Source organism: Sphaerisporangium sp. NPDC049002, assembly GCF_040649355.1.
GTDB lineage: Bacteria > Actinomycetota > Actinomycetes > Streptosporangiales > Streptosporangiaceae > Sphaerisporangium.
In genome coordinates this window covers 1-18,276 of record NZ_JBEZFH010000158.1, presented here as the reverse complement: position 1 = coordinate 18,276, position 18,276 = coordinate 1, and the positions used below count along the sequence as shown (strand labels likewise).

Sequence of the window (18,276 nt, the reverse complement as noted above, 5' to 3'; positions counted from 1 at the left end):
CGCTGCCCGACGCGGGGCTGGGCGCGCTGCGGACCGGGAAGGGGAACCTCCCGCTCCCACCTTCTCGGTGGGCACGGCCGCCGAGCTGGCCCGGTTCGCCGCTCTGCTGGTCGCGGACGGTACGGACGAGGCGCCGTGGAAGGCGATGCTGCTGGGCTGGATGGCGCACAACACCGACAGGAGCCTCGTGCCCGCCCTGCTCCCCCACGAGCCGGAGGACCGCGTCATCCCCTCGGCGGCTCCGCCCGGCACCGTCTGGGTGGCGAACAAGACGGGCACCGACACCGGCGTCCGTACGGATGTGGGCGTGCTGGTCGGCGCCCGCGGCGTCGGCTACGCCGTGCTGGCCAGTGGACCGGCGGGCCAGGAGCACGACCTGGTCAAGGCCGTACGGCAGGCCGGGCTGAGGATCGGCGCCCTGGCCCTGCGGCGCGAGTGACCGACGCGTTGGTCGGCGCGAGTGACCGGTACGGGGCATCCGGTCCGGCCAGGATGGTGAGGGGTCAGCGCTGGGCGTTGCGTAGCTGGGCCGAGGCGTCGCGCAGGTAGTCGATGAAGGAGCGCAGCGCCGGGTTCGGGTTGGTGGGCCGTATGGCCGCGCCGATGCGGCGGAAGAGCTTCGGCCCCTCGACCCGGCAGACGTGGATCCCCGTGGCGCCCTGCGCGCCGAGGCTCGGCACCAGCGCCACGCCCAGCCCGGCCCGTACGAGCCCGAGCGTGACCTCGTAGTGGTCGCTGCGGCAGCGGATGGCCGGGCTGAAGCCTTCCAGCGCGCTGGCACGCTCCAGCACCGAGACCGGCGTGCCGGTGCCGTAGGTGGTGATCCAGGGCTCGTCGGCCAGGTCGGCCAGCCGTACCTTCGGGCGCTGCCCGGCCGGATGCCCCACCGGCACGACCAGGAGCTGCGGCTCGTCGAACAGGTGGATCACCTCGACGCCGTCGGGAGCCTTCCAGGGGTCCAGGGCGTTCTCGAACACCACGAGCACGTCGAGCGCGCCGCGTTCGAGGTCGGGAAGAAGCTCGTGCGGCTGGCCGAGGACCAGGTCGAGCTCCACGCCGGGGTGCCGGGCGCTGAACGTCGACAGCGCCAGGGGCAGCAGCCGGTAGCCGGCGGAGGCGAAGAAGCCGATGCTCAGCTGCCCGGAGTCCGCCCGCGCCTGGGCGAGCAGATCCTTCTCGGCGGCCTCGATGATGTCGAGCACCTCCTGCGCCCGGGTGGCGAGCCGGCGCCCGGCCGCGGTGAGGCGCAGGCTGTGCGCGTCACGCTCGACCAGCCCGATGCCCGCTTCCTCCTCCAGCCGGGAGAGCTGATGGGACACGGCGGACGGCGAAAGGCGCAGGCTCCGCGCCGCTCCGGCGATGCTGCCGGTGCGGAAGACCTCCAGGAGCACCCTGAGGCGGTGACTGCTCAGCACCCCCCCAGTATCGGCGCAGACCGGGACAGGTCGGGGCAGGTCGGGCACCCCGGCGGGGCCTCACGGGGAGGCACGACCCCGGCGGGCGTCAGGCGGAGGTGCGGTCGCGGCCGAGTACGAAGGGAGCGGTGAAGGCGGCCCACACCAGCTTTCCGTGGCCCTCCTGGAGCCGCCAGCCCCAGGAGCAGCTCAGGCTCTCGACCAGCCACAGGCCCCTGCCGCTCTCGGCGAAGTAGTCGGCCTCCGTGACGACCGGCGGCCGGTCCTCGGGGTCGAAGACGGCGCACACCACGTGGGACGCGCGGTGGAGCAGGCGGAGCCGGGTGGGCTCCCCGGCGTGCCGCACGGCGTTGCTGACCAGCTCGGAGACGACCAGACGGGCGTCGCAGGTCAGCTCGTCAAGACCCCAGTTGCTCAGAGTCGTCACCGTGAAGTCCCGTGCCATCTTGACCGACGCGCCCGTACGGCCGAGGGCCCGCAGCTCCGCGACGGGCTCCCAGAGGTTGTCCTCCATCGCGGGCAGCAGCCACCAGGGAGCCTCACCCCGTACAACGGACTGGCGGCGTGCCAGGTGGTGTGCGGTCATCAAGGTCCTCACTACGTTGGGCCGTTCACGCGGTCGGGACATGACGTGGACAGTCAATCTTTCTTCACGTTGCGTACGGATGCAAGGACAGATGCACGTGCAGGCCGCTCTTTTCTCACGGAACTGTGACATTCACTCTTAAAACAGGGGTCATTCTGGGGGGTTAGTCCGAAAAGACCCACTCTGTGAGACGCGGTATACGACCGACACCCGAGGATGAGACACTGTCGGCTCATTCATCCGAGGCTCCAGGGAGCTCGCATGATTTCGGCGCTGGGGTCTGACGATTCTCCTGACGGGCATCTCCTTGCCCACACCACCCGAGGCGGGCCCACCGCGCTCCGCATCCTCCTGGGCTCCCAGTTGCGCCGCCTGCGCACGGCCAAGGGCATCACGCGCGAGCAGGCGGGCGAGGCCATCCGCGCCTCCCACGCCAAGATCAGCCGTCTGGAGCTCGGCCGGGTCGGCTTCAAGACCCGCGACGTCGCCGACCTGCTCACCATGTACGGCGTGGGCGAGTCCGAGGAGCGCGCCACGTTCCTCCATCTGGCCGAGAAGGCCAACGCGCCGGGCTGGTGGCACAAGTACAGCGACCTGCTCCCCACGTGGTTCGAGCTCTACGTCGGGCTGGAGGAGGCCGCCTCCGTCATCCGCACGTACGAGATCCAGTTCGTCCCCGGCCTCACGCAGACGGAGGACTACGCCCGTGCGGTGATCAGGCTCGGCCACTCGGAAGCGCCCACGGAGGAGATCGACCGCCGCATCTCCCTGAGGATGGCCCGGCAGCAGCGCATCGCCTGCTCCGACGGCCCGAAGTTCTGGGCCCTGCTCGACGAGGCGGCGCTCCGGCGCCCGCTTGGGGGCCCGAAGGTCATGCGCGCGCAGGTCGAGCACCTCCTGGAGCTGACCGCGTCGCCCACGATCACCCTTCAGATCGTCCCGTTCGGCCACGGCGGGCACGCGGCGGCGGGCGGACCGTTCACCATCCTTCGGTTCCACGAGCGCGAGATCCCCGACGTCGTCTACATGGAGCAGCTCACCAGCGCCCTGTACCTCGACAAGCGCGAGGAGACCGACCCGTACATGAAGGTCATGGACCGCCTGTGCGTCGAGGCGTCCACCGTGGCCGAGTCCAGGCGGTTCCTGGAGACGCTCCTCAAGGAGATGTGAGACTCCGAAGGCTCCGGCGCATACACCCCAAGATGCCGGGCACGGGGCTAGCGAGGAAGGAAACGCAGCTCAGAGGAGTCAACATGCTTCAGGGCAAGACGATCGCCTTTCTGGTGGCCCCCGAGGGGATCGAGCAGATCGAGCTCATCGAGCCGTGGAAGGCCGTGGAGCAGGCCGGAGGAACCCCCCGGCTGATCTCCACCCGGCCGGGCAAGGTGCAGGCCTTCAACCACCTCGACAAGGCGGACACGTTCGACGTCGACGCCACCGTCGAGGAGGTCAGCGCCGGCGACTTCGACGGCCTCGTGCTGCCCGGCGGCGTCGCCAACCCCGACAACCTGCGGCTCGACGCGAACGCCGTGCGGTTCGCGGGGGCGTTCTTCGACGCCGGCAAGCCGGTCGCGGCGATCTGCCACGCGCCGTGGACGCTCATCGAGGCGGGCGTCGTGGGCGACCGCGCGATGACCTCCTGGCCCAGCCTCAAGACCGACCTGCACAACGCGGGGGCGTCCTGGGTCGACCAGGAAGTGATGATCTGTACGAACGGCCCGAACACGCTCATCACCAGCCGCAGGCCCGACGACCTCAAGGCCTTCTGCCAGGCCGCCGTCGACGCCTTCAGCGGCTAGGCGGGCCGTCCGCGAACCGGCGGTCATGCCGCGGGAGATGCCGAAGTCGTCATCTCATTGTGAGTGACATCGGTCTCTGCCATGCTTTCGGCCATCCGCGGCAGATGGGCGTTGTCGCATGGCACGAAAGATCCTGACATGACCGAGGTCTTCACGCTCGGAGAGGCGCTGGGTGTCATCTCCGCCGACCGTCTCCGCCACGACACCGACGTACGTCTCGACGTCGCCGGGGCCGAGTTCACCGCCGCCGTCGGCCTCGCCCGGCTCGGCCACTCCGTGACCTGGCTGGGGAGGGTCGGCGCCGACGAGCTGGGCGCCCGGGTGCTCACGGTGCTGCGCGGCGAGGGGGTCGACGTCTCCCACGCGCAGTCCGACCCCGGCGCTCCAACCGGCATGGCGATCAGGCAGCGGCGCATCGGCCGGGTCGGCCACGTCGTCCACTACCGGGGCGGGTCCGCCGGGTCCCGGCTCGGGCCGGGCGACGTCCCCGCGCGCGCCCTGCAGTCGGCCAAGGTGCTGCACATCACCGGCATCACCCCGGCGCTGAGCGGCACCGCCTGGAGCGCCGCCCACCACGCGATCAAGCTCGCCAGGGACTCCGGCACGGCCGTCTCGGTCGACGTGAACTACCGGCCGCAGCTCTGGGTCGACCGCCAGGAGGCCGTCGAGGCGCTCAACGAGCTGGCGACCGGAGCCGACGTCCTGTTCGCCAACCAGGACGAGTTGCAGCTCATCGAGCCGGTCATTGGAACGATCCGCGAGCTGGTGGTCACCAGGGGCGCCAAGGGCGCGAGCGCCACGATCAACGGCATGCGGTACGACGCGCAGGCCGCGCCCGTGAGCGTCGTGGACCCGGTGGGCGCCGGAGGCTCCTTCGCCGCCGGGTACCTCAGCGGGCTCCTGGAGGAGCTGCATCCGACCGATCGGCTGCGCCGGGGGTGCGCGCTGGCCGCCTTCACAGTGGCCAGCGGGAGCCCCTGGCAGGGCCTCCCCACCCGCGCCGAGCTTCCCCCGCTCACGTTCTGAGCTCCGCCGCGAAGGCCGGTCAGCACTCCCGGATCTTCGCAGGTCCGCGAGGTCGAGGGCATGCGGAAGCCCGCCGCCCGTGGCGTTCCCCAGGGCGGCGGGCGGGCCGTTCGTCACCGCCTCAGGAACCGGATCCCTCGCCAAACCGGTTCCGCCCGCGGCTCACGGGTGGGTCAGAGTTTCAGCGGCAGCCGGGCCAGCCGCCAGGAGCCCGGCATCGGCTGGCGTTCCAGCTCGGACGGTTCGACGGCCAGGGCCAGGTCGGGGAAGCGCCGGAGCAGTGCCGCGAACGCGACCTCGCCCTCCTGGCGGGCGAGCGCCGCGCCCAGGCAGTAGTGCAGGCCGTGCCCGAACCCCACGTGGTTCTCCCGGCGCCCGTCCGGCTCGCGGGTGATGTCGAGCCTTTCGGGGTGGTCGAACTCCCGGGGGTCGTAGTTGGCTCCGACCAGCACCGCCATGACCGCCTCCCCCTTGCGCACCGGCATGCCGCCGATCTCGACGTCCTGAGCGGCGTAGCGCAGCCGGGTCGCCTGTACGGGACCGCACCAGCGCATGAGCTCGTGGACGGCCCGGGGCATCTGCCCCGGATCCTTCCTGAGAAGGTCGAGCTGGTCGGGATGGGCGAGCAGGGCGGCGGTCCCGTTGCCGATGAGGTGGGCCGTGGTCTCGTGTCCCGCCAGCACGAGGGTCAGGACGAGCGTGACCATCTCGGTGTCGCTGAGCCGGTCGCCGTCCTCGTCGTGCGTGCGGATGAGCCCGGTGAGCAGGTCGTCGGTGGGGGCGGCGCGGCGCCGCTCGATCAGCTCGTGGATGTGGGTGATCATGTCCCGCAGGGCGGTCGCCATGCCTCCCGACTGCAGCGTGACGAGCGCCTTTCCCCACTCTCGCCACTGCGCGCGGTCCTCTTCGGGGATGCCCACCAGCTCGCAGATGACGGTGATCGGCAGCGGGTAGGAGAAGTGCTCCATCAGCTCCACGACACCGCCCTCGGCCGTGGCCGCGAGCCTGTCGAGCAGGCCCTCGGTGATCTCCTCCACGCGTGGCCGCAGCTCCGCGACCCGGCGGGCGGTGAACGTGCGTGACACCAGCTTGCGCAGCCGGATGTGGTCGGCGCCGTCGGCGTCCAGGACGCTGTCGAGCACGTACTGCGCGTACTCCTTGGGGATGCCCCGGGCCTCGATCTCCTTCTCGCGGATGTTCTCGATGTCCAGGCCCGGCACGCTGGCCGGGTTGTTCACGAACCGGGGGTCCCCGAGCACCATCTTGACGTCGTCGTACCTGGTGACCAGCCAGATCCGCGTGCCGCGTCCGAAGAAGGAGCCCCGTACGAGGGGTGCCTGCTCGCGCATCCGGGAGTACCCGCCGAAGGGGTCCCTCATCAGCTCCAGGTCCATCATGTTGACCGTGGCCGCCATGGTGGCGGCGCCCGCGCCACCGGGTGTGTCGTCGGTGCTGGCCGTGCTGTGATCGGCCGAAGTGCCCATGCTTGCCCTCCTCGGGCGTTGGGTGATGTTCCGCCTGGTGTTCCCTCCTGTTTCCGGCTCCGCGGTGCTCGACGCGGCCACCGCGCAGTCAAGAGGACCGCGTAGTTCTATGCGCGTTCCTGGTACGTCTCAACCCTGCTTCACGGAACTGTCGAACCGGTGTAAGCCCCGTCAACCCCTGGGACGCCTCTACGAGCCGGGGAGGCGGCGGACGCGCTTGTTGCTCGGGTCGTAGAGCGGCTCGCCGGCGATCTCGGCGGTGACCCACCCGCCGTTGACGCCGACCTCGACCCGGCCGGTGAGCTCCGTGCTCTCGGCGCCGGGCTCGCCGGCCGGCAGGTAGGCGTAGGCGATCGAGCGGTCGACGCGGTGGCCGTACCCGCCGCTGGTCACCCGGGACGCGGGGATGCCTCCGACCCGCACCGGCTCTCCGCCGAGGCAGATCTGCCTGGGGTCGGCGAGCACGAGGCAGCGCAGCGCGTACCGGGGGGCGCCCAGCGCGTCACGGCCGACGAAGTCCTTGTCCCCGTGAACGGCGAAGCCCAGGCCTGCCTCGATGGGCGTCGTCTCCGGCGTGATGTCGAGCCCCCAGACGCGGTAGCCCTTCTCCAGCCGCAGGGAGTCCAGGGCCCGGTAGCCCGCGGGGCGCATGCCGTGCGGCAGTCCGGCCTCCATCAGCGCGTCCCACAGGGTCAGCCCGTACTCGGTAGGACAGTAGAGCTCCCACCCGAACTCGCCGGCGAAGGTGACGCGCTGCGCCAGCACCGGCACGAGCCCGACGCTGATCTCCCGCGCCCGCATGTAGCCGAAGGTCAGGTCGTCGCCGGTCAGTTCGCCGAGGATGTCGAGCGCCTTGGGCCCCCACAGGCAGTAGCAGGCGTACGCCGAGGTGACGTCCCGCACGTCGAGCCCGTGGCGGCGCAGCCAGGCCGCGTCGTGCACGCCGAAGGCCGTGCCGGTGACCATGCGGAACCGATCGCCGGCCAGCCGGGTCACGGTCACGTCCGCCTCGATGCCCCCGCGCTCGTTCAGCATCTGGGTGTAGACCACCGAGCCGGCGGGCCGGTCGAGGTCGTTGGCGCAGAGCCGCTGGAGGCCGGCCAGCCCGGTGATCTCCAGCTTGGAGAACGAGGTCTGGTCGAACAGCCCGGCGGCGTCGCGGGTCGCCAGGCACTCGGCCCTGATCGCGGGCGACCAGAACTTCCCGGCCCATCCGGCGGGCCGGAACTCCTCGCCCTCGCGCGCGTCGCCGGGGGAGAACCAGTTGACCCGTTCCCAGCCGGCCTTCTCGCCGAACTCGGCGCCGAGCTCCACGTGCCGCGCCCACGCGGGCGAGCGGCGCAGCGGGCGAGCGGCCGTACGCTCCTCGCCCGGGTACACCACGTCGTAGTACTTGCTGTAGGAGTCGAGTGCCTTGGCACGCGCCCATCGGGAGCCGCGCGCGTGGGAACCGAACCTGCGGACGTCCATGCCGAAGACGTCGTACTCAGGCGAGCCGTCGACGATCCACTCGGCCATGACCTTGCCGACGCCGCCCGCCGCCGCGAGCCCGTGGACGCAGAACCCGGCGGCGACCCACAGCCCGGCCACCGCGGTCTCCCCGAGCAGGAACTCCCCGTCGGGGGTGAACGCCTCGGGCCCGTGGACGACCTTGGCGAAGGCGGCGGGGTCCTGGCCGCCGCCGCTCTCCGTGCGGGCCAGGTCGCGGAGCTCGGGAAGCCGCCGGCACGCCGACTCCCACGATTCACGAAATTTCGGCATATTGGGGGCGAAGAGGGTCCGTGGCTCGGCCAGCGGCGCCTCCGCCTCCCAGATCTCCGGGGTGCGGATGTAGCCGCCCACGAGGATGCCGCCGCCCTCCTCCCGGAAGTACACGATGTTGTCCGGGTCGCGAACGGTCGGCGTGCTCGCGGGCACCCCGAACGGCCGCGTCACGACGTACTGGTGTTTGATCGGCACGATCGGGATGTCGGCCCCCGCCAGCCGCCCGATCTTCCCGGCCGCCGCCCCCGCCGCGTTGACCACGGTCTCCGTGGCGATGACCTGCTCGCCCACCCGGACGCCGCGTATCCGGCCGTCCTGGACGTCCAGCCCGGTGACCCGCGCACCGGTCACGATGCGCACGCCGAGCTTCTCCGCGCCCGCCGCCAGGGCCCGCGCGAGGCTCGCCGGGTCGAGCCAGCCGTCGCCCGGCAGCCACAGGGCCGCGCGCACGTCGCCGACCTCCATCAGGGGCAGCAGGTCCCGCGCCTCGGCCGCCGACAGGACGTCCAGGTCGAGCCCGTACGTCTCGGCGGCGCCGGCCTGGCGGAGCAGCTCCTCCAGCCGCTCGGCGGTGGTGGCGAGCCGCAGGCCGCCCGCGCCGTGCCAGCCGGGGTCGAGCCCGGTCAGATCCCTGAGCTCGGGATACAGCCCGGCCGAGTACATGATCATGCGGGTCTGGGTGACGGTGGACCTGAGCTGGCCGACGAATCCGGCCGAGTGCCACGTGGTCCCTTCCGTCAGCTCGTGCTGTTCGAGCAGGATGACGTCCGTCCAGCCGAGTCGTGCCAGGTGGTAGGCGACACTGCACCCGGCGACACCGCCACCGACGACAACAGCCTGCGCCTCGGCGGGAAGTTTCACCATTGGTACCCCCGTGTAACACCCAACCCGCAGAATCGGATCAATGGTCTGAAGGTAGACCAAAGGAGGCCCGCGTGCCAGATGTCCTCAGCTCGGCACTCGAACTCGTGACGGCCTGGGCCGGCCGACCGGTCACCCATACCCAGATCAAGGGTGGCCTGAGCCACCGCATCGTCCGGGTGGACACCGAGGCGGGCGACCGCTGGCTGCTGCGGATCCTCGACCCCGGGGTCTCGGCCGCCGGGCTCGGCATCCCCCTCGATCTGGAGATCGTCAACACGGCCAGGGCCGCCCAGGCCGGGGTCGGCGCGAAGGTGCTGCTCCGGCTCCCCGGCGCGGTGCTGCTGGAGTACATCGAAGGCCCCACGCTCGACGCTGCGGCCGTGCGGGATCCGGCGATGACCGAGGGCATCGCCGAGGCCTGCCACCGCCTGCACGCGGGGCCGCGCTTCGCGACCGACTTCTCGATCTTCCGCAAGCTGGACGAGCTGCTGGCGCTCTGCCACGCCCACGCGCTGCGGATCCCCGGGGGCTACGAGGACTGGCTGCCGGCCGTGGCCGCGATCGAGGAGGCGCTGGCCGTACGGCGGGTGCCGACCGTGCCCTGCCACAACGACCTGCTGCCGGAGAACTTCATCTTCGACGGCTCGGCGGTGCGCATCGTGGACTACCAGCTCTCGGGGAACAACGACCCGGCCTTCGAGCTGGGGGACATCGCGGCCGAGGCGGATTACGACCAAGAAATGGTCAAGCGGTTGACGCGTGCCTACTTCGGGGACGAGGATCCCGCGTCAAGAGTCCAGCTTTATCTGATTATGTCCAACTTCACCTGGACGTTGTGGTTCAGCGTCCACCACGGCCTGCTCGCCGAGCAGGCCGCTGCCGCCGACTTCGACTACGACGCCGAAGCGGCCGACAAGTTCGCGCAGGCCGTACGGGACCTCAACGATCCCGGACTCGGCCTGCTCATCGACGACGTCCGAGGCCGGCGACGGCCCCGGGACCCCGATCCACGCAGCCCCTCTCCTCCGGCCGCGCCGTCTCCGCCGTTCCCACCGGCCTGACGTCTAGCCACCCGCGGCACCGCATCACCCGCGCCACGCAAGGAGGCCTGATGGCCCAGCAGTCTTACCTCGACGACGATGCCGAACGCCTGGCCGAGCTCGGTTACAAGCAGGAGCTCTCGCGAAGCTGGAGTGGCTTCTCCAACTTCGCGATCTCCTTCTCGATCATCTCGATCCTCGCCGGCTGCTTCACGACGTTCGGCCAGGCATGGAACAACGGCGGCCCGATCGCCATCTCCATCGGCTGGCCGCTGATCTCGATCTTCATCCTCATCATCGGCCTGTGCATGTCCGAGCTGGTGTCCGCCTACCCGACCGCGGGTGGCATCTACTGGTGGGCGGCCAAGCTGGGCAAGCCCATCCACGGATGGTTCACCGGCTGGCTCAACCTGATCGGGCTCATCGCGGTCACCGCCTCTGTGGACTACGGCTGCGCCACCTTCCTCAACATCACCATCGGCCGGTTCAGCGACGGCTGGGCGCAGGGCGACCCGCTGCGGCAGACGTTCCTGCTGTTCGCGATCGTGCTCGTGCTGCACGCGCTGATCAACATCTTCAGCCACCGGCTCATCTCGATCCTGCAGAACATCTCGGTGTGGTGGCACGTCTTCGGCGCGGCCGTGGTCGTCCTCATCCTGATCTTCGGCCCGCCCAAGCACCAGAACGTGGGCTTCCTGTTCGAGCAGTTCAACAACTCGGGCTTCGGGTCCAGCTCCTCGGGCCTGACGTTCTGGCTGTACGTCCTGCCGCTCGGCTTCCTGCTCACGCAGTACACGATCACCGGCTTCGACGCCTGCGCCCACGTGTCGGAGGAGACGCAGGGCGCGGCCATGAGCGCGGCCAAGGGGCTCTGGAAGTCGATCTTCTACTCGGCGATCGGCGGCTGGGTGCTGCTCCTGGCCTTCCTGTTCGCGGCCACCGACGTCGACGCCGTCAACAAGGAGGCGGGCTTCGTCGGCGCGATCTTCACCTCGTCGCTGACGCCCGGCCTCGCGACCGTGATCTTCGGCATCTCGACGATCGGGCAGTTCTTCTGCGGCATGAGCTGCGTGACGTCGATGTCCCGCATGACCTACGCGTTCTCCCGTGACGGCGCCGTCCCCGGCTGGAGGCTGTGGTCGCGCGTCGACAGGAACAAGACGCCGGTCAACGCGATCATCGCCGGCTGCGTCGTGGCCCTGCTGATCACGATCCCCGCCCTGTACGCGCCGGAGGGCACCACGACCCCCGTCGCGTTCCTGGCCGTCGTCTCGATCGCCGTGATCGGGCTCTACCTGGCGTTCCTCATCCCGATCTGGCTGCGCCTGCGCATGGGCGCCGCGTTCAAGCCGGGGCCGTGGACGCTGGGCGGCAAGTACAAGGTGATGGGCTGGATCGCGGTGGTCGAGATCATCATCATCTCGATCTACTTCATCATGCCGATCAGCCCGGCCGGCGTGCCGGGCAACGCGGACTTCACCTGGACCTCGGTGAACTACGCGCCGCTCGCGGTAGGCGCGGTGCTGATCGGCATCGCCCTGTGGTGGGCGCTGTCGGCCCGGCACTGGTTCACCGGGCCCCGCCGCAACATCGAGGACGTCCCGCTGGGTGACTCCGAGCCCGTCGCCTGAGCTCTTCTCCGCCGTACGGCCCGCCGCGCGCGGGCCGTACGGCGGGCGTCTCAGACCGCCTCGAACACCTCGGAGACCACCCGGCGGACGTGCTCGGAGGACGGCGGGCCGGCCAGCTCGCGCGCCAGCGAGGTCATGTCGACGTCCGGCATGCCACAGGGGACGGCGTGGTGCCAGGGGTCGAGGTCGCCGTCGACGTTCAGCGCGAAGCCGTGGCTGGTGACGCCCCTGCCGGCCCGCATACCGATCGAGACGATCTTCCGCCCCGTCTCGCGCGTCCAGACGCCCGTGAGCAGCTCCGAACCCTGCGGGGTCTCACGGCGCTCCGACGGGAGTCCGAGCTTCTCCAGCGCCTCGACCAGCCGGAGCTCCACCTCGCGGACGTAGTCGACGACCCCCTCGTCGGCGCGGAGCTTGACGATCAGGTAGCCCACGAGCTGCCCCGGCCCGTGGTAGGTCAGCTGACCCCCCCGGCCGGTGGGGACGACGGGGATGCCGTATGAGGGGTCGGGAAGGTGCTCGGCGGCGGTCCTCTTCCCGACCGTGAAGACCTGCGGGTGACTGAGCAGCCACAACGTGTCCGGCTGGTCGTCACGCTGCCGCGCGCCGACCAGCTCGGTCATGCGTTCCATGGCCTTCTCGTAGTCGACCAGGTCGTCCTGGATCAGGGCCAGTGGCCGTGCCCGTATGGTTCGCTCGCTCACGACTCCGAGCATACGTCCTACGAATAGACGTTTACGGCACAGCCGGGGCGGATCACCACTGACCGGCGCGGGCGGGAGCCTTCGGGATGAAGGCCCACATGATCAGGTAGATGATGAACTGCGGTCCAGGAAGGACACAGGAGAGAACGAACAGCAGGCGCACCATGGTGGGCGCCCAGCCCCACTTCTCCGCGATACCACCACAGACACCCGCGATCATCTTGTGCTCTCTTGACCGATACATAGCGGCTCCTCCCCCGATTCGCTTCACTCTGCCCAACGATCCAGTCTCCTGCCCCGTTCCTGGAAAGTCATTCGTCGCCCATTCCTGGTTGGGACGCAGGCGTAGGACCGGTACGAAAAGCCTTAGAGTGGCAATCCCCTGACTATGGAGAACAAAAGTGGACCCCCAAACCCTGCAGGCGCAAACCCGCCTGCTCGTGCGCCAGAAGATCACCATGATGGTGAACCGTTATGTGGTCCATCTGGAGCAGCCCGATGGGTCGGAAGGTCCGATGGTCGCCTTCGCCGAGCAGAAGCGGATGGCGTTCAAGGAGCAGGTCACGCTCTACACCGACGATTCGAGGCAGTTCGTGCTCGCCGGGTTCAAGGCGCGCAAGGTGATCGACCTCGGCAGTGGATACGACGTCGTGGACCACGCCGGCCAGCCGATCGGCTTCTTCAAGAAGGAGTTCGCCGCGTCGCTGATCCGGTCGACGTGGCACTTCCAGCAGCCCGGCATGCCGACCTTCACAGGGCAGGAGCGCAACGTCTTCGTCAGCCTCCTGCGCCGGTTCGTCGACTCGCTCTCGTGGTTGCCCTACCACTTCGACTTCGGCGTGGGCGCCCAGATCGCCTTCTCGGTCGACCGCAAGTGGGGCCTGCGCGACCGGTACATCGTGGACATCAACGACCCGCGACTCGACCGGCGTCTGATCATCGCGATGGCGGTGGCTCTCGACGCCCTGCAGTCGCGATGACGTTCAGCACCAGCCAGGCGGTCCATCCGGCGATGAGCACCGCCCAGTAGGAGATCAGACGGTAGATCGCCACGACGGCGGCCGCGGCCACTCCCGTCATGCCCGCGCTGACGAAAGTCGCGGCCATGCCGATCTCGGCGATGCCGAGCCCGCCCGGCACGAGCGCCAGCACCCCCGCCGCCTTGGCGGCGACGTAGCCGAGCAGCACCGTGTGCGGGCCGACGGAGACGCCGGTGGCGGCGCATACGGCCGCCAGGCAGGCCAGGTCGAGCAGCCAGTTGAGCAGGGCTAGGCCGGGCAGGACGACGCGGTCGCGCGGAGTGAGCGTGATGGCCGCCCGCGCGCCGCGCAGCTGGGCGAGCACCGCCTCCGTACGGGCTCCCGAGAGCCACCTGGCCGGCACCCTCGGCCGGAACGTCACCAGCGCGAGGACCCCGAGACCGGCCGCGATGAAGGCCCACAGCGCCGTGATCCGGGTCGCGGGCTCCGCCAGCAGCGCCACGGCGCCGAGCGCGACGAAGGTCATGGTGGACAACACGGCGGTGAGCACCAGGGTCGCGGCGATCAGCGGGGTCGTGGCCCCGAGGCGGCGCAGTTGCCGGGTCGTGTAGGCCACGCTGAGCACCTGGCCGCCGGGCAGGGAGTTCGACACGGCGTTGCGCGCGTAGGTGACCGCCACGGCGCGCGGCAGCGTGAGCTTGGCGCCGCCCGCCACCAGCAGATGCCTGATCAGCCGGGCGAAGGCCCGCATGGAGGACGTCTCGGCCACGACGGCGACGATCAGCCAGCCGGGATGCGCGGCGGCGATGAGCTTCCAGACCTCCGCCGGGCTCGGCAGCCGGTCGCGGAACAGGAAGACCACGCAGACCACGGCCGCGACCATGAGCGATCGGACGGCCGCCCGGCGGCCCGCGCCGGGGTTACGAGATGGGGTGGTGGGCACCGCCGGGGCCTGGACCGGTGCCACCGTACTCTGACACGCCATCATCGCCTCCTCGTGAGGATCATGACGTTGATCAGCGGGCCGGGCGAGTGCCAGATCGCGACAGATACCCCGCCCGATGTTTCCGGTTTCCCGCAACGGCTCGGCCGGTCGGCCGGTCGGGTTCCGGGAAAGGTGCGGCCAATTCGACAGCAACTATCAGATGCTAGCGGCTGCCGTTTGGCATGGTGCGACCGGCTCGGCGGAACCCCGCACCGCACGGATGGCGCGTACCATTCGGGCACGAAGCGCGCGCCGAGCAGGCCACCGTTCGCGTCGAGCCCGAACGGCGATCTCCTGCTCGACTGAACCATGCCGGTGCGCTTCGTCACCGTAAAGGACGGGCACTCACGTGCGATCCACGACCGCAGACCACGACCCGACAGGCGACGACCATGCCTGTGGATGACGCACGGGCGAGCGCCCTTCCCGTGCGGCACGCCCTGCCGGAGCTTCGCGAGGCGCTGGAGAAGGACGGCGCCGCCGTCCTCACCGCCCCTCCCGGCACGGGCAAGACGACCCTGGTCCCGCTCGTCCTCGCCGGTCTGGACGCGGGCGGACCCCTCCGCCGCGTGATCGTCGCCGAGCCCCGGCGCATCGCGACCCGCGCGGCGGCCCGGCGCATGGCGTGGATGCTCCGGTCGGAGGTCGGCGAGGAGGTCGGCTTCACCATGCGCGGCGAGCACCGGCCCGGACGCCACGTCCAGGTGATGACGACCGGCGTGCTGCTCCAGCGGCTCCAGCGCGATCCTGAGCTGGAAGGCGTCGACGCCGTGCTGCTCGACGAGTGTCACGAGCGGCACCTGGACGCCGACACCGCGCTCGCGTTCCTGCTGGACGTCCGCGCGACCCTCCGCCCCGACCTGCGGCTCGTCGCCACCTCGGCCACCGCGGACGCCGCCCCCTGGGCCCGGCTCCTGGGCGACGCCCCCGTGGTGCACGCCTCGGGCACGACGCATCCGGTCGAGATCGTCTGGGCGCCCCCCGCGAAGCCCGTATCCCCGCCCCACGGCATGCGCGTCGACCCCGCGCTGCTCGCCCACGTCGCCGGGGTCGTACGCCGTGCCCTGGACGAGCGGGCCGGTGACGTGCTGTGCTTCCTGCCGGGAGTGGGGGAGATCGCGAGAGTGGCCGGTGCGCTGACGGGCCTGCCCGATGCCGACGTCCTGCAGATCCACGGCAGGGCCGGCACGCTCGACGCGGTGCTCTCGTCCGGCCCGCGCAGGCGGGTGATCCTCGCGACCTCGGTGGCCGAGTCGAGCCTCACCGTCCCCGGGGTGCGGGTGGTGGTCGACGCCGGGCTGGCGCGTGAGCCGCGCACCGACCAGGGCAGGGGCCTCGGGTCGCTGACGACCGTACGGGTGTCGAGGGCGTCCGCCGACCAGCGGGCCGGGCGCGCCGGGCGCGAGGCCCCGGGCGTCGTCTACCGGTGCTGGACGGCCGCCGAGCACTGGCGGCTGCCCGACCACGCCCAGCCCGAGATCGCCCTGGCCGACCTGACGGGCTTCGCCCTGCAGGCCGCCTGCTGGGGCACGCCCGACGCCTCCACGCTCTCGCTGCTCGACCGGCCTCCCGCCGCCTCCATGGCCGTGGCGAGCCGTACGCTGCACGCGCTCGGCGCGCTGGAGGACGGGCGGGTGACCCAGCGGGGCCGCCGCATGGCCGGCATCGGCGTCCATCCCCGGCTCGCCCGCGCGCTGCTCGACGGTCCACCGGCCGCCGCCGAAGTGGTCGCCCTGCTGTCGGACGAGCTTCCCCGCTCCGCCCCCGACGACCTCGTGGCGGTCTGGCGCGAGGCCCGCCGCAGCGGATCGCGGGACTGGCGGAGGGAGACCCGCCGCCTGAACCAGGCCGTACGTACCGACGCGCCCGGCACGGCGGCTTCGGTGAGCCACGGCGGGACCGACGACGCGGTGGCCGGGCTGGTCGTGGCGCTGGCCTACCCCGAACGGGTGGCGCGCCGCCGTTCCGGCGGCTATCTCATGGTCTCGGGTACGGCCGCGACGCTGCCCCGCGATTCGCGCCTGGCCTCTGCCGAGTGGCTGGCGATCGCGGTCGCCGACCGGCCCGCCGGCGCCGCCTCCGCCCGGGTGCGGCAGGCCGTGGTGATCGACGAGGACGTGGCAAGGAAGGCCGCCGGGCCGTTCCTCCAGGTGGAGGACGAGATCGGCTGGGAGGGCGACGTCGTCGCGCGGCGGGTGGAACGCCTTGGGGCGGTCGAGCTGGCCTCGGTCGCGCTGCGGGACGCCGACGTACGGGACGCGATCCTGTCGGGTCTGCGCAAGGAGGGGCTGTCGCTGCTGCGCTGGACGCCGGAGGCCGTGGCGGTGCGCGAGCGCATGGCGTTCTGCCGCCGGGTGCTGGGCGAGCCGTGGCCGGACGTCTCCGACGAGGGCCTGGTCGCCGCCGCCGAGAGGTGGCTGGACCTGCCCCGCCTGCGCCGCCGTTCCGACCTCGCGCGGGTGGACGTGGCCACGGCACTCAAGCGGCTGCTGACGTGGCAGCTCAGGCTCGACGAGGTGGCCCCCGAGCGGGTCTCGGTGCCCACCGGGTCACGGATCCGGGTGGACTACTCCGGTGACCAGCCGGTGCTCGCGGCCAAGCTCCAGGAGCTGTTCGGCTGGGAGGAGACGCCCCGCGTCGCCGGCGTGCCGCTGGTGATCCACCTGCTGTCCCCGGCGGGAAGGCCCGCCGCCGTCACCGCCGATCTGGCGTCCTTCTGGCGCGAGGGTTACCGCGCGGTGCGCGCCGAGCTGCGCGGCCGGTACCCGAAGCATCCCTGGCCCGAGGACCCTCTCGCGGCCGCGCCGACCCGGGGGACCAACCGGCGCAAGCCAGGTTGATCCCGCGAGCCGGTGGGGTCAGATGCCGATGGGGTGCCAGACGGTCTTGGTCTCCAGGAAGGCGGTCATCCGGCCGGTGCCGGGGTCGGCGAGCCAGTCGGTCTTCCCCGACGGGCGCAGGACGCGCTTGAGATTCTCGGCCGCGTCCTGCTCGCAGGCCACGGCCAGGTCGTCGGAGCAGCCCGTGAGGTCGACCGCGTTGACGTCCATGTGGGACGACAGCCACGGCGCGAGCTCGGCGGGCCTGCCCGTGAGCAGGTTGACGACGCCGCCCGGCAGGTCGGAGGTGGCCAGCACCTCGGCCAGCGTGATCGACGGCAGCGGCGCCCGCTCGGAGGCCACCGCCACGCAGGTGTTGCCCGTGACGATCACCGGGGCGATCACCGAGATCAGGCCGAGAAGCGGCGCCTCCTGGGGAGCCACGATCGCCACGACGCCGGTCGGCTCGGTGGTGGACAGGTTGAAGTACGGCCCGGCGACGGGGTTCGCCGCGCCCCGCACCGCTCCGATCTTGTCCGACCAGCCCGCGTACCAGACCAGCCGGTCGACGGCCGCGTCGACCAGCTCCCCGGCCCTGCGCGCCGACACCCCGTCGGCGTCGACCAGCTCGGACACGAACTGGGCCCGGCGCCCCTCCAGCATCTCGGCGACGCGGTAGAGGATCTGCCCCCGGTTGTACGCCGTGGCGCCCGACCAGCCGGGGAACGCCTTGCGGGCGGCCGACACCGCGTCGCGGGCGTCCTTGCGCGAGGCCTGGGAGGCGTTGGCGAGGAAGTCCCCCTTCGAGGAGGTCACGACGTAGGACCTTCCGCTCTCTGAACGCGGGAACGCCCCGCCGATGTACAGCTTGTACGTCTTGCGTACGGCGAGCCTGCTGGGCTCAGTCATCGCCTCTCCAGGTCATCTCTTCGGGCGAGAGCCGTGCCGGCACGAAGACCTGGCAGCAGCGGCTCACCCCGCAGCGGTGGGCGAACCACCCCTGGCGGGCGGTCGAGTTCGTGCGGCCGGCCCGCCCGTAGGCGTGCCCGCGGGTGATCTGCGCGCGCCGGGACCGGCGCGGCCTCAGGCGGTGCTCACAGTGCTCAGACATCGAGATACGCCTCCAGTCCATGCCGTCCGCCTTCGCGCGCCCTCCCGAGCCAGCGCGTACTTCGTCGA

The 18,276-nt window shown here is 71.1% G+C and carries 17 protein-coding genes; 8 read left to right on the top strand and 9 right to left on the bottom strand.

The features are described 5' to 3' along the window. Positions 1-439: serine hydrolase (locus tag AB0B89_RS26200; protein ID WP_358558059.1), on the top strand; the 439-nt coding region annotated here is incomplete at its 5' end. A 64-nt stretch (positions 440-503) separates the two neighbouring features. On the opposite strand, the gene AB0B89_RS26195 is transcribed toward AB0B89_RS26200, so the two are convergent. Together AB0B89_RS26195 and AB0B89_RS26190 are read right to left on the bottom strand one after the other, a co-directional pair. Continuing rightward, positions 504-1,415, bottom strand: coding sequence for a LysR family transcriptional regulator (locus AB0B89_RS26195; protein ID WP_358558056.1), 912 nt, complete (start codon positions 1,413-1,415; stop codon positions 504-506). Positions 1,416-1,503: 88 nt separating this feature from the next. After that, a complete protein-coding gene (locus AB0B89_RS26190) occupies positions 1,504-2,001 on the bottom strand; it encodes an ATP-binding protein (RefSeq protein ID WP_358558053.1) in 498 nt (165 codons plus the stop codon). A gap of 261 nt (positions 2,002-2,262) precedes the next feature. On the opposite strand from AB0B89_RS26190, the gene AB0B89_RS26185 reads away from it, so the two are divergent. The 3 genes from AB0B89_RS26185 (at position 2,263) to AB0B89_RS26175 (ending at position 4,826) form a co-directional block, all read left to right on the top strand. Continuing rightward, entirely contained in the window at positions 2,263-3,171 is a 909-nt protein-coding gene (locus AB0B89_RS26185) for a helix-turn-helix transcriptional regulator (RefSeq protein WP_358558050.1), read from the top strand. 83 nt (positions 3,172-3,254) lie between these two features. After that, complete coding sequence (locus AB0B89_RS26180) at positions 3,255-3,800, top strand: type 1 glutamine amidotransferase domain-containing protein (RefSeq protein ID WP_358558047.1); 546 nt, start codon at positions 3,255-3,257, stop codon at positions 3,798-3,800. Between the two features lie 138 nt (positions 3,801-3,938). After that, entirely contained in the window at positions 3,939-4,826 is an 888-nt protein-coding gene (locus AB0B89_RS26175; protein WP_358558044.1) for a sugar kinase, read from the top strand. Positions 4,827-4,999: 173 nt separating this feature from the next. Here the strand turns inward: AB0B89_RS26175 and AB0B89_RS26170 are convergent, their stop codons facing one another. After that, positions 5,000-6,310, bottom strand: a complete 1,311-nt coding sequence (locus tag AB0B89_RS26170; RefSeq protein WP_358558041.1) for a cytochrome P450 — start codon at positions 6,308-6,310, stop codon at positions 5,000-5,002. Between the two features lie 189 nt (positions 6,311-6,499). After that, a complete protein-coding gene (locus AB0B89_RS26165; RefSeq protein WP_358558038.1) occupies positions 6,500-8,938 on the bottom strand; it encodes an FAD-dependent oxidoreductase in 2,439 nt (812 codons plus the stop codon). Positions 8,939-9,009: 71 nt separating this feature from the next. On the opposite strand from AB0B89_RS26165, the gene AB0B89_RS26160 reads away from it, so the two are divergent. Beyond that, positions 9,010-9,999: a choline/ethanolamine kinase family protein gene (locus AB0B89_RS26160; protein WP_358558035.1), complete on the top strand. Its 990-nt coding sequence runs from the start codon at positions 9,010-9,012 to the stop codon at positions 9,997-9,999. Between the two features lie 50 nt (positions 10,000-10,049). Then, a complete protein-coding gene (locus AB0B89_RS26155; protein WP_358558032.1) occupies positions 10,050-11,609 on the top strand; it encodes an amino acid permease in 1,560 nt (519 codons plus the stop codon). Positions 11,610-11,659: 50 nt separating this feature from the next. Here the strand turns inward: AB0B89_RS26155 and lipB are convergent, their stop codons facing one another. Together lipB and AB0B89_RS26145 are read right to left on the bottom strand one after the other, a co-directional pair. Then, positions 11,660-12,313, bottom strand: a complete 654-nt coding sequence (gene lipB / locus AB0B89_RS26150) for a lipoyl(octanoyl) transferase LipB (RefSeq protein WP_358558029.1) — start codon at positions 12,311-12,313, stop codon at positions 11,660-11,662. A gap of 52 nt (positions 12,314-12,365) precedes the next feature. After that, the gene (locus AB0B89_RS26145; protein WP_358558026.1) at positions 12,366-12,557 is read right to left on the bottom strand and encodes a PspC domain-containing protein; all 192 of its coding nucleotides are present in this window, start codon (positions 12,555-12,557) and stop codon (positions 12,366-12,368) included. 157 nt (positions 12,558-12,714) lie between these two features. On the opposite strand from AB0B89_RS26145, the gene AB0B89_RS26140 reads away from it, so the two are divergent. Next, positions 12,715-13,293: a hypothetical protein gene (locus AB0B89_RS26140; RefSeq protein WP_358558023.1), complete on the top strand. Its 579-nt coding sequence runs from the start codon at positions 12,715-12,717 to the stop codon at positions 13,291-13,293. Here AB0B89_RS26140 and AB0B89_RS26135 read toward each other — a convergent pair. Then, positions 13,250-14,278: a YbhN family protein gene (locus AB0B89_RS26135; protein ID WP_358558020.1), complete on the bottom strand. Its 1,029-nt coding sequence runs from the start codon at positions 14,276-14,278 to the stop codon at positions 13,250-13,252. The two genes, AB0B89_RS26140 and AB0B89_RS26135, sit on opposite strands and share 44 nt — an antisense overlap. Before the next feature lie 392 nt (positions 14,279-14,670). Here AB0B89_RS26135 and hrpB point away from each other — a divergent pair, with 392 nt between their 5' ends. Next, entirely contained in the window at positions 14,671-17,118 is a 2,448-nt protein-coding gene (gene hrpB / locus AB0B89_RS26130) for an ATP-dependent helicase HrpB (protein ID WP_358558017.1), read from the top strand. Positions 17,119-17,136: 18 nt separating this feature from the next. Here hrpB and AB0B89_RS26125 read toward each other — a convergent pair whose 3' ends face one another. Together AB0B89_RS26125 and AB0B89_RS26120 are read right to left on the bottom strand one after the other, a co-directional pair. Continuing rightward, complete coding sequence (locus AB0B89_RS26125; RefSeq protein ID WP_358558014.1) at positions 17,137-18,006, bottom strand: aldehyde dehydrogenase family protein; 870 nt, start codon at positions 18,004-18,006, stop codon at positions 17,137-17,139. Further along, positions 17,999-18,208 carry a hypothetical protein gene (locus tag AB0B89_RS26120; RefSeq protein ID WP_358558011.1) on the bottom strand — a complete coding sequence of 70 codons (210 nt, stop codon included), beginning with the start codon at positions 18,206-18,208 and terminating at the stop codon, positions 17,999-18,001. Before AB0B89_RS26120 ends, AB0B89_RS26125 begins: the two co-directional genes overlap by 8 nt. Positions 18,209-18,276: the final 68 nt, after the last annotated feature.

Bases quoted from the DNA above. Each gene is read 5' to 3' on its own strand.
- AB0B89_RS26190 (WP_358558053.1), bottom strand. From the start codon at position 2,001: ATGACCGCACACCACCTGGCACGCCGCCAGTCCGTTGTACGGGGTGAG.
- AB0B89_RS26185 (WP_358558050.1), top strand. From the start codon at position 2,263: ATGATTTCGGCGCTGGGGTCTGACGATTCTCCTGACGGGCATCTCCTT.
- AB0B89_RS26180 (WP_358558047.1), top strand. From the start codon at position 3,255: ATGCTTCAGGGCAAGACGATCGCCTTTCTGGTGGCCCCCGAGGGGATC.
- AB0B89_RS26175 (WP_358558044.1), top strand. From the start codon at position 3,939: ATGACCGAGGTCTTCACGCTCGGAGAGGCGCTGGGTGTCATCTCCGCC.
- AB0B89_RS26170 (WP_358558041.1), bottom strand. From the start codon at position 6,310: ATGGGCACTTCGGCCGATCACAGCACGGCCAGCACCGACGACACACCC.
- AB0B89_RS26165 (WP_358558038.1), bottom strand. From the start codon at position 8,938: ATGGTGAAACTTCCCGCCGAGGCGCAGGCTGTTGTCGTCGGTGGCGGT.
- AB0B89_RS26155 (WP_358558032.1), top strand. From the start codon at position 10,050: ATGGCCCAGCAGTCTTACCTCGACGACGATGCCGAACGCCTGGCCGAG.
- AB0B89_RS26145 (WP_358558026.1), bottom strand. From the start codon at position 12,557: ATGTATCGGTCAAGAGAGCACAAGATGATCGCGGGTGTCTGTGGTGGT.
- AB0B89_RS26135 (WP_358558020.1), bottom strand. From the start codon at position 14,278: ATGGCGTGTCAGAGTACGGTGGCACCGGTCCAGGCCCCGGCGGTGCCC.
- hrpB (WP_358558017.1), top strand. From the start codon at position 14,671: ATGCCTGTGGATGACGCACGGGCGAGCGCCCTTCCCGTGCGGCACGCC.
- AB0B89_RS26125 (WP_358558014.1), bottom strand. From the start codon at position 18,006: ATGACTGAGCCCAGCAGGCTCGCCGTACGCAAGACGTACAAGCTGTAC.
- AB0B89_RS26120 (WP_358558011.1), bottom strand. From the start codon at position 18,208: ATGTCTGAGCACTGTGAGCACCGCCTGAGGCCGCGCCGGTCCCGGCGC.